This is a genomic window from uncultured Gimesia sp., from assembly GCF_937919775.1.
Taxonomy (GTDB): Bacteria; Planctomycetota; Planctomycetia; order Planctomycetales; family Planctomycetaceae; genus Gimesia.
Window position 1 is genome coordinate 1 of sequence record NZ_CALFPF010000289.1, and the last position, 10767, is coordinate 10767.

Here is a 10767-nt window from a genome sequence, read left to right on the forward strand (position 1 = left end):
AATCAGATACTTTACAGATCCACCATCTCATTGGTCTTCAAGTGACAAAAAAAGAGTTGAGTCACATTTTTCTGAGTTTAATTTAGCATCAAGATTTTCTATACAAGCCACTAGTGAATTAGCTACACAAAGAGAGTTACTCAAGTATTACTTTAGAGATGATGGACCGGCGGGCGTTAAGCAAGCATTAGAACTATGTGCAACAGTTAAAGCAAATATACATTTAAATTCATGGGATACCGCATTATTTCAAGCCCTTTCTTCAGATGAAAGATATTACTGCGGTGGTTTCATGTCTGATTAATATTTAGTAATTCTTGTCACTTCATCACCCCGCGATTCACGCGGTTATTCTCGTCCGCTTTCGCTTTCTCAATCGCCGTGCGTTGTTCTTCGTTGTAAAAATCGGTCGTCAGCGGTTTGCGTTTCTGGCCTGAGAGGGTTTCCAAGAGACCGAGCAGTGTCTCCACGATTTGTGGTTCGGCGGTGGTTGCCAGGCCGGCGGTGCGGGCCGGCCAGGTGGTGTAGCCGCCGAGGTAGTGTTGTTCGGGGGGCGGGATGTAACCGGCGGCGCCGTTGGCCAGGCTCATGTTGAACGTGACTTTGAACGGGCTCTGTGCTTTGAGCTTCAGCCCGGTGATGCCGTAAACTTCGTTGGGAATCGCCGTAATCGCCAGATCGCCGATGCCGATCGTCTGCAGTACGATTTCTTCCTGCGGATGTGCGGCGATCCATGTTGCCTGCTCCGCATAGACTTCCTGTTTCGAAGTCGGACGCCGCGGACCCCGTTTCGTATTCAGGTCGTCGGCCCAGGCCAGCCGCGCGGGAGTCGGCAGGCGGCGGTCCAGTGTGAATCGGGATTCCGCCATCGTCAGTTTCGGGTCGCCTGTCGTGTAGTCGATCTTTTGATACGCGTCGAACGCGAGGTCGGCCAGTTCGCCCGCGTACTGGTCGATGCTGTAATTTGTTCGTCGCGGCTTTGAATAGTCCATCCATTGCAGATCGCCGGAGGTTCCCTGTGACATGGCGGCGACGAACGGCGTTGGATCTTTCCCGGCGATTTTCTGTTCCATCAGCGCCGAGAACTTGCCGTAATAATCGGCTGAGAATCCGCCTCCCGTGCCGAAGTAGTGCATCGAATAATTGGCGAGCAGACCGAGGGGCCGCTTGCCGTCGGCAGACTGAATACTGAGCAGTGACAGCCCCGTATCCACCGGGCCAGAGGGGCCGATGAATTCGGGGTTCTGATAACCGGGATGCATGATGGCCCGCACGGTGGTCTCACCGAAGGGGTCTGCGGCGTATTGGTCCGGATGGCGTAACCAGCGACGGCAGTGCGTGTGATGGGGCGCATCAACGGTAACAAACCCGATGCGTGCCGGTTCGAGGCTGGCATACGCACGTGCGATTCCTTCGGCCAGTTTGGGTGGCAAAAAACGTTCGTAGTTCGGATCGCTGCGTGTGCCCAGGCAGAGATTCATCACACTCGGCGCCGAGTGCGTGTGCGTCGAGGAGATGAGCATTCGATCGATGGGGATGCCCGTCTGTTTGCTGGCGAGCACCTTGGCCCGATCGCAGATGTCGCGCGGGATCATACACGAATCGACGACCACGATGGCGACGGTCGTCTCATCCGACTTCAACACAAAACAGCGCGCCGACAGCCGATCCAGCACTTTGTCCTGGCTCCGTTCGAGAAAACCGCCGTTCTGAATCGCAGGCAGCGTAGGAGGCGAAATATCCACATTCGCGACTCCCGCGGAAAAACCGCACTCTCCCTCTGTGGGAAAACAGAAACAGAGCAAAACCACTACAGGCCACATCAGACGCGTTTTTCGTAAATCACACTTCACAGTATCTCTCTCCCGGTTCGTCTCACAGAGTGCTATTATGGAGCCGTCTTTTGTTTTCGCAGTTGTTTCGCGAGGTATTTCGCGGTTTCGTCGGCGATCACATTGTAACCTGCGAGGTTCGGATGTCGATCTCCATACCAGCCCGGCAGGTCTCCCAGAATCGGGTCGAGTTCATTGTCCATCACCACCACCCGGTCACCCGAGACGAACGGCTTCACCAGCGCGTGATATTTCTCGGGCACTTTCGCCAGCGGGTACCGGCGATAGTTGAGCATGTTGAATCCCTTCTTCAGCTCGGCCGCATAACGGGGATAGATGTCAAACACCTCCAGATTTTCTGCTTTGGCCACCTGAAACACCAGATCGTTGATTTCCTTGCTGGCCTCTTCATTCGAAAACGGGATCACAGTCATCGGAACCAGGACCGCATTGGGATGATCCTTGCGCAATCGTGCGAGCAGTTCGTGAAAGTCCTTGGGAAAATTCTCGGCAAAGTTTTCCCGTCTCGCGCGATCGTTCAAACCGTACCGGATGAAGATATAATCCAGACCGGGCAGCTTGGCCGCGTCGCGATCATAACGACCTGAATCGAACAGGCGTTTAATATATTCGCCACTCAGGCTGGAGTTGACCACATGACAGGCGGGCAGATCCCCTTCCGCCGCCAGCAGTTGTTCGATCACCGCTTCCAGATGCGGACCTTCGGGTTTGAGCTGCCTGGGGATACTCCCTTCCGCCGTGCTGTCTCCCAGCAGGAGAATCTGAATTTTCCCCTCATGCTCGGCCTGCGCCAGCGAAGGCTGCCATAAAGAAAGCATTGTCAGTATCAGCAGTGAGAAAACGGTTTTCATCAACGGGTTTCGCAGCAAGTTCATCAGAGCAGTCCTGTTTGGTGGGTACGAAATCGAGTAAGCGGGTCTGAATGAAAAAGGAATTCAGGCAAAGTTCATCTACGAGGCACACCCAAACAGATGCGAAAGCCGTCGCGGGAGTCGGAATAAGCGGGGCCATGCAGTCCTAAGCGGACGGCACAACGGGCGTTGCCGGGGACGTCGAAGTAGTTGCCGCCGCGACAGACGGGGCGCGGGTTCTCTTTGACGACATACAGTTCTTCGTGTCCCCCTTGGGGATCGAAGTCGTCGAGGACAATCTCCCACACGCCGCCACACATGTCGGCCAGTCCGAAACCGTTGCGGCCTTTTTCGCCGTACTGATCGACGGGAGAAACAAACGCGAAGCCGTCGCTCCAGGGGGCATTCGCCAGCGGCCAGATTTTGTTGCGGCCCGGCAGAAAATCGACGGCGGAAATGTTCAACCGCCCTTCACCGTCGCGAAGATCATTGCCCCACCAGAAATAGTGGCTCTCTTTGCTGCCGCCCCGGCAGGCATACGCCCATTCGGCTTCGGTCGGCAGACGATATTCTAACCCCTTCGGCAGCCGACCCGCTTTGCGTTCGCGCTCGGTAAGCCATTTGCAGAATGCGCGGCCATCGTTCCAGCTCACGCAGACGACCGGATAAACGTCCCTAAGCGGAAACCCGAAATTCGGGTCGCGCCAGCTTTTGCCTTTCATCGAAATCCAGGGATGGGGCGGCGCTTTGGCAGTGATTTTCCATTCGGGATCAAACACCTGCGTTTCGCCGTCCGGTTTTTCGGCGTCGGTTACGTAACCGCTCTCTTCGACAAAGCGTTTAAACTGCCCCACGCTGATTTCGGTACGGCCCATCCAGAAGCCGTCTTTCACCTGCATCGGCCGCGGTTGTTCCCCTTCGTACGATTCCCGCTCCGTGCCCGGCGTGGCGCCCCCTTCAATGCCGGTCGCCCAGGCTTTTTCTTCCGGCGTACTGCCCATCATGAATTTGCCTGGCGGAATAAAAAGCACTTCCAGAGAGACATCGCCCCCCAGATCAATCTGTTTCGCCGTACCCTGCTTCGGGGCATCAGCGGCAAAGGACGTAGAGCTGAGTTCCCCTGCAAAAACGACAGACAGACAGGAGAGCAACAGACGACAGACTCGGGAGATTCTCATCGGGTGGTTTCCTTGTTAAAGTATCATATGCAGGCAGGACGTCTCAGGCAGGATCGAACTGTGAGATATTTTATGTGTCAGAGCCGGTGGTATTCCTGAATTTACAACTAAAGGAAGTTAAGAAAATCGTACCAGACAGAACCGGCGTGTCAACAGACGAGTTGAAATGTGTGAGTTTTGATGAAGCTGATCCCTTTCGAGTTACAACATCTCAGCCAGGAGAATATGTCTTGAACCGACTTACTATGATATTAAGCAGTGTTTTTTTTGTTGTGGCTGTAGCGATGCACAACAGGCTGAACCCGCACCCTCCGCAGTGAAACCAGAGGCTTCCGCAACAGAATCGGCCGCATCCCAACCCGTCATCGATCCACACGAATTACTTGTGCCGGGGCAGATCATGGTTGATGTGATGGGTCTGGCTGTGCCAAAAAGAGCGGAAGAAATTGGACAGAAATTCAAACAGGCGCTCGCCAAAAATCCTGACTGGGTTCTGGAACACAGTAAAAACAAAAAACCCGGTGAACCACTGCCTTACGATGAGCGGATGGGAATTTCAAAAGAAGAATATGAAGAATTTCTCAAACTGTCCCAGAAAACAACCATGCGGAAAATGAGTGAGGCTCCGCTGATCATCACTCAAAAAGAGGATGATGTTTTTGAGCTGGATGGTGGAACAGAACTGTCCGACTTCACCGGCATGGTCATTGACTTGAAACAGGATCAGGTTCAAAGCCCGTTTGGGATACTGGCAGAACGATCAATCATCAATGCTCCGGAAAGCACCGCTCTCGGCGCCTGGAACGGGGTACAATGGAAAGGGAACCCGTCAGGTGCAAACGGTGCTACGGGAGCAGTCGCCAAACTGGCCATTGGCAAAATTAAAAAATCGGGACGGTGTGTGATCTACTACGATGTCAGAAAAATCACTCCGGGAGAGAAGACCCACATTTCACATATCCTGAACTATGATGCACCGCAGAAGTAATGCTGTCAGAAGCGCGTGAACAACTGAGTTCACAGGCGAACTTTATTTCTTTCGGTCTGTCTTAAATCTGAACTTGTATCTCCCGCTGCAGGGCGGGATACTCAATACATCCGTTCGTGGGACTTGGGAGTGACTTCCGCGTAAGCCTCTAGAGCTTTTTAGCACGTCGCTGCCGATATTCCCCGAACGGATTGTTTTTGCATCGGAAGGACGGTTATGGGACATCGGGATTCTTCACCAGGGAACTTGAGCCGACAGGAACTGCGCGAGCGGTGCGAGCGGGAAGACCTGTTGATGTTTATCAATTCCGGTTTCGCGGCGACCCGTCAGAACGAATTTTATACCGACCTGTACCGACCCTCGGTTTCGATTGAATTTCTACATCGTTATGTGCTGATCAACTACCGGCTGCTGTATGCGCGGACGCTAGCGGCGGGCATCAATCATTTCAACCAGCAGCAGATCATTTTTAACCTGCTGCAGGCTGGTGCGCCTGCAGATAAGGTACAACGAGCCGAAGAAGGGACATTAATCGCGATCACGCTGCGCAGGCTGCCGGCCAACCGTGTGTATGCTTTATTTGCACGACTGCAACAGCATCGTGTAAACAATCGACGAACGCGGGCTGTGATCAAAACGTATCTGGCCTGGCGACGTGAGCCTGAGTTTGACGCGATCAAGTATCGGAACAAATACCGGGCTGCCGCTGCGCACGCGCATACACGGCTGGAGGAAGAGCTGGGGCGTTTTCTGTTCGATCATACGAATCAGAAAGCGTATCAGACGCCTCTGCTGAATCAGTTTCGTCAGGCACAATACAGTGAAGCAGCGATTTACGAGCTGCCATTCACCGTGGCAGAGTCACTGGCGCAGAAACATCAGGTTCCCCGCGATGTCTTCCTGAAAAAAATCGAGCACAAGATGACGACCGCGGAAAAACTGCGGTTTCAGTCCACAGCGGCGCGGACCAAGGGTGCAAAACTGGAATTCGATCTGACGCGGGCAGGCGTGACGAAGCTGGCGCTGTATGTGCTTTCCCTGTCACGGAAGGAACGCGAACAGCGGGTTGACGAACTGGAGGCCGCCTTCACAGGCGCAGCAGAACGACAGCTGCGACGAGTGCCTTTGAAACTGGGACGCGTGGCGACAGTGCTGGATAGCAGCCACTCGACGGTGGGAAGTCGTGAGCGACGGAACCGACCGCTGGGCGTGGCGCTGGCGGCCAGTTATCTGCTGCGCGAAGCGGCTGAGGAATACCGGGCGTTCTGGACGCCTGCGAATGAACAGGAAGAACATGAATTCCTGACGCGTCCGGCGGGACAGACGGCGCTGGCGGAACCACTGCTCGATGCATTGGAGTGGCAGCCGGATCTGATTGTGATTGTCTCGGATGGCTACGAAAACGATCCTCCCCAGCTGGTCGATCAGGTGGCCCGCGTGTATCGGGAACGCATTGGTAAAACAGAGACGCCGGAAATCGTGCATATGAATCCGGTGTTCGACGCCGACCATTTTGCACCGCGTCGACTGGGAACCACGATTCCGACCGTGGGTCTACGCGATGCGGAAGACATTCCGACCATGCTCGGCTTTGCCCGGTTCACCGTCGGGACAGCTAGTCTGAAAGAACTGGAAGAATATCTGGCGCTGCGTGTGAACAGGATGCTGAAATCTGATGAAACATAAGACAACTCGAAAACAGGTTCCCCTGGATCACATTTCCCTCAAAGGGTTAATGCTGGCGCCGTCGCAGGTTCTGGGTGGCGTGCGGCTGGTACCGGTGTTGCGAAATGAGGTGCCCGCCGATCTGCGACTGACCCGACGACCTTTTGATGAGGATATCGCAGCCGTACTGATCGATAACAAGACGGCCTATTATTCGTATATTCCCCACGCATTTGTTGCAGACTGGACCTTTGATGGTGCGCCAGTCGTCGCCTATGGTACGCAGATCCGGGCGGAAAAATCGCATCGCACCACCGATGGTAAGGTTCACGATCTGGGATTCATGACGGCGCGGGTGATGCAGAAAATGCGGGCCCGCGAGGACCGGAACCGTCTGCGGTTTCTGCCCCTGGATGTGAGCCTGGAAGGTTTCCTGTCATTGCACTTTGGTGGACCGGATGTGATCTGGGAAGAATATTCCCGCGCCGCGATTAAGGATGGGTTGAGTCCCCGTTCTGAACGGACTATTCCCGGCCACCTGATTAAAGGTCTGGAAGATGCGCTACGCGTATTCGAAATCCATACCAACCAGGTGGGATCGCTGTTATTTGTCGGCGATGCGCTGGCGTCGGCATTCATCGTGCCTCACCCGGACGATTATCGGGCGCTGCATACAACCCTGCTGACCGATGATTATGGTGAGCTGCTCTATTACTATGGTTTGTATGCCGAAGAAAACCGCCTGCATCCGCATGAGATTGACGCGAAACGCGTGCAGTCGCTGGATGATTTGCGCGCTGAAGTGGCCCGCGTACGCACCGACTGGTCGGAGCTGCATGCACTGATGTCGCATAATCTACTGGGCTGTCCCGTTCGTCCGGAAATGGTTTACGATATGGGGCCGTTTCAGCTGCAGCGATTCATGACCGAATTGAACCCCAAGGCAGAAAACCATATCGGTGAAGTAATCATTCGTAATAATGGAACGCTGGAGTACCTGAAGTCGTATCGTCTGTCTGCAGCGCAGTGCCGCCGTGCGTTTTTACTGATGCAACTGGCGGAGAGTAACTGGTCGCTGGATACCTGTGCTGAGCAGCTGAAGTGTACCCGCAACCAGTTGATTTTTCGTCTGGAAAATGCCGGCTTCGGTTATCTGCTGCATCAGCATGTGCTGGAGAAAGCACGAAGTGAACTGCGGACCTGAGCGATGTCGTTTGACGTCTCCCGGTTCGCCTCATATAGTCGAGGGTGAAACTGTGCAACGTGAGCATACTGTTTCGCAGCCGCTGCATTCTACTTCCTGCCGAGTGACAATTATGAAAAACTTCTTTACTGTTTTGACCTGTTTTCTTGCTGTCAGTATTTCAAGTCACGTGAACGCGGATTTGAATCTGTATGTCAATGGGAATGGACCGGATGGAAACGGAAGCAAGGAGCGGCCCTTCCAGTCGATTCAGGAAGCACGTGACACCATTCGGATCATGCGGCGAGATGAAAAGTTGAAACCGGAAGACCGGGTGACGGTACACATTGAACCGAGCGTGTATACTTTTCGCAGCTCACTGACGTTTGAAAAAAACGATGGTGGCAGCAAAGGGAACCCGGTGGTGTATCGTGCGACGCAGCCGGGAACCGTGCGGATCCAGGGGGGACTGACTCTGGATGCCGGTACGTTTCAATCCGTCACGGATGCGGCGATTCTGAAGCGGCTGCCTGAAGGAGCCCGCGGGAAAGTCCTGGTCTGCGATCTGTCGACGGTGAGCAAGGAACCCTTTGCGGAGTTCAAAGCATCCTATCGGGGTGTGCCTGTCGGGCCCTGGCTGTATGTGAATCATCGGCCGATGACACTGGCCCGCTGGCCGAACGCGGATGCGGCAGATGCGGGTTGGGCTTCGTTTACGAAAGTCATTGATAAAGGACTGCCCGATCCCAAAGCGATAGATCCCGCGAAGCAGAAGTCGCATCCCGGTGCGTTTGTCTTTGATGATCCACGACCGGCCCGCTGGAAGCTGGATCAAGGAGTCTGGCTGCTGGGATACTGGACGCACGACTGGAGCGACGAAGTCATTCGCATCGCTGATTACGAACCGCAGCAGAAAATCATCAGGCTGGCGGCTCCGCACAATTACGGTATCATGGGGGGAACCTGGGGTGCGAAAGCACGCCGCTTCTTTGCGCTCAATGTGCTGGAAGAACTCGACGCGCCGGGCGAATGGTACCTCGATCGCGCGCAGAAGCAGCTCTACCTGTATCCCCAGGGAAAGCTGGACTACGCTGAGATTGTCCTGGCGACATTGACGCAACCGTTGATGAAAGTATCCGATGCAAAACACATGCGGTTCGAAAATCTGAATTTTGAATATGGTCATTCGGAAGGAGTCTCGCTGCAGTCGACCGAAGAGGTTGAACTGGCCGGTTGCGTGGTGGCGAATCTGGCGAGTGGCGGGATTTCGGTATCGGGCGAAAACAATACCGTGCGCAGTTGTGATCTGTATCATCTGGGAACGCGGGGCATCACGCTGAATGGCGGCGACCGCAAACAACTGAAGCGGGCTGAAAACCGGGCCATCAATAATCACATTCACGATTATGGCTTGTTTCAGCGGACGTATGCACCGGGCATCTACGCGGGTGGCTGCGGGCAGATTGTGCAGAATAACTGCATTCATGACGCGCCGCATAACGCGATCTTGTATGGTGGGAACGAAAATCTGTTTGAGCGGAACGAAATCTACCGTGTGGTAATGGAGACCGGCGATTCGGGGGCCTTTTATACTGGACGCGACTGGACCACTCAGGGAAATATTCTGCGGCACAATTTCATTCACAATCTGGGAGGCGGAGACGCGTCGCATGTGAATACGATGGGCGTGTATCTGGATGACTGCGACAGCGGCGACACGGTGGAAGGGAACGTGTTTTATCGCTCGGGGCGGGCCATCATGATCGGGGGCGGACGCGACAATCCAATTCTGAATAACCTGGTGATCGATTGTGCCATTGGCCTGCACGTCGATTCGCGAGGCATGACCTGGAAACAGTGGAACGACCCGAAATCAGCCGGCTGGAATCTGGAAGCCAAAGCGGAAGCGATGAACTACAAAAATCCGCCGTGGAGTACGCAGTATCCGCATCTGGCGAAGATCATGCAGGACGCGCCGCGGGAGCCGTTATATAACCCGATCCAGCGGAATGTATTTGTGAACTGCACGCAACAAGTCTACAACTTCGACGGCAATGTCAAAAAGCTGCTCGATAAATTCGAGATCGAGAATAACCTTGCCGTGAATACCACCGGCACGAAAAGTGGGATTGCGATGACCAAAGATCTGAAAGGGTTTACCAACCTGGAAGGGAGCGCCGGCAAACCGATTCCGCTGGGTATCGTACACGAATCAAACGGTAAGCTGACCTTACAGCAGGATGCGACTTTACTGAAACAGAAAGCGTCCTTCGAACCGATTCCCTTCGACAAAATCGGTTTGTTTCGAGATGAATATCGGCGGGAACTACCTGAGAGGTCGTCAAATAGAAATTAGCCAAGCACGTTTTAAGTCGTTTATTGCTTTCCAGAAATTTCTGAATCGAAAAATACCATGTCCCAACTCCAACACGCTAATTTCGGCTGGCTGCATGCCCCGCCCTTTCCACCCGCCTGCTGTCATTGCCTGATCATTCAAGGGAATGCCGGGCTGGTTCTGATCGATACCGGCATCGGTATGCACGATATTGCCGCCCCTCTGGAACGAATCGGCGCGGAGGCGATGAACGCCGCTGGTTTTCAATTCATTTCTTCGGTGACGGCCTTGCATCAGATCCAGCAGCTGGGCTTTACTGCAAACGATGTGAGCGACATCGTGCTGACGCACTGTGACCCCGATCATGTGGGAGGTTTAGCGGATTTTCCTGACGCGTTCATTCATCTCGCGGCAGAAGAAAAGCAGAATCTGGAATCGGGTAATCCCCGCTACAGCGCAGCCCAGTTTTCACACCGCCCCAAATGGGTCACGTACGACACGAACGATGCCGACTGGTTCGGGCTTCCGTCCCGCTGTGTTGATTCGGCATTGAATGATGACATTCGTCTGATCCCGCTGTTCGGTCATACGCACGGTCATTGCGGAGTTGCCGTTCAGACAGAGGGCCGCTGGTTCCTGCATGTGGGCGACGCCTATTACCTGCGCGGCGAACTCGATGATCCGCAGCACCCGGTCGGAACACTGGCAGAACTA

8 protein-coding genes and 1 pseudogene are annotated in these 10767 nt (G+C 54.3%); 6 read left to right on the plus strand and 3 right to left on the minus strand.

Features of this window, described 5'->3' with window-relative positions:
- Window positions 1–304, plus strand: a pseudogene (locus Q0294_RS07825) (hypothetical protein); the annotation flags it as partial.
- Between the two features lie 16 nt (window positions 305–320).
- Here Q0294_RS07825 and Q0294_RS07830 read toward each other — a convergent pair.
- The 3 genes from Q0294_RS07830 to Q0294_RS07840 form a co-directional block, all read right to left on the minus strand.
- A complete protein-coding gene (locus Q0294_RS07830) occupies window positions 321–1853 on the minus strand; it encodes a neutral/alkaline non-lysosomal ceramidase N-terminal domain-containing protein (RefSeq protein ID WP_299462932.1) in 1533 nt (510 codons plus the stop codon).
- 35 nt (window positions 1854–1888) lie between these two features.
- Window positions 1889–2728, minus strand: a complete 840-nt coding sequence (locus tag Q0294_RS07835) for an SGNH/GDSL hydrolase family protein (RefSeq protein ID WP_299462935.1) — start codon at window positions 2726–2728, stop codon at window positions 1889–1891.
- 71 nt (window positions 2729–2799) lie between these two features.
- Entirely contained in the window at window positions 2800–3882 is a 1083-nt protein-coding gene (locus tag Q0294_RS07840; RefSeq protein ID WP_299462938.1) for an SUMF1/EgtB/PvdO family nonheme iron enzyme, read from the minus strand.
- A gap of 316 nt (window positions 3883–4198) precedes the next feature.
- On the opposite strand from Q0294_RS07840, the gene Q0294_RS07845 reads away from it, so the two are divergent.
- The 5 genes from Q0294_RS07845 to Q0294_RS07865 form a co-directional block, all read left to right on the plus strand.
- A complete protein-coding gene (locus Q0294_RS07845; RefSeq protein ID WP_299462941.1) occupies window positions 4199–4870 on the plus strand; it encodes a hypothetical protein in 672 nt (223 codons plus the stop codon).
- Window positions 4871–5086: 216 nt separating this feature from the next.
- A complete protein-coding gene (locus Q0294_RS07850; RefSeq protein WP_299462944.1) occupies window positions 5087–6556 on the plus strand; it encodes a hypothetical protein in 1470 nt (489 codons plus the stop codon).
- Window positions 6546–7739, plus strand: coding sequence for a hypothetical protein (locus tag Q0294_RS07855; RefSeq protein WP_299462947.1), 1194 nt, complete (start codon window positions 6546–6548; stop codon window positions 7737–7739). Before Q0294_RS07850 ends, Q0294_RS07855 begins: the two co-directional genes overlap by 11 nt.
- A gap of 112 nt (window positions 7740–7851) precedes the next feature.
- Complete coding sequence (locus Q0294_RS07860) at window positions 7852–10074, plus strand: right-handed parallel beta-helix repeat-containing protein (protein ID WP_299462950.1); 2223 nt, start codon at window positions 7852–7854, stop codon at window positions 10072–10074.
- Window positions 10075–10131: 57 nt separating this feature from the next.
- Window positions 10132–10767, plus strand: a 636-nt coding sequence (locus Q0294_RS07865) for an MBL fold metallo-hydrolase (RefSeq protein WP_299462953.1), incomplete at its 3' end; no start/stop codon positions are given.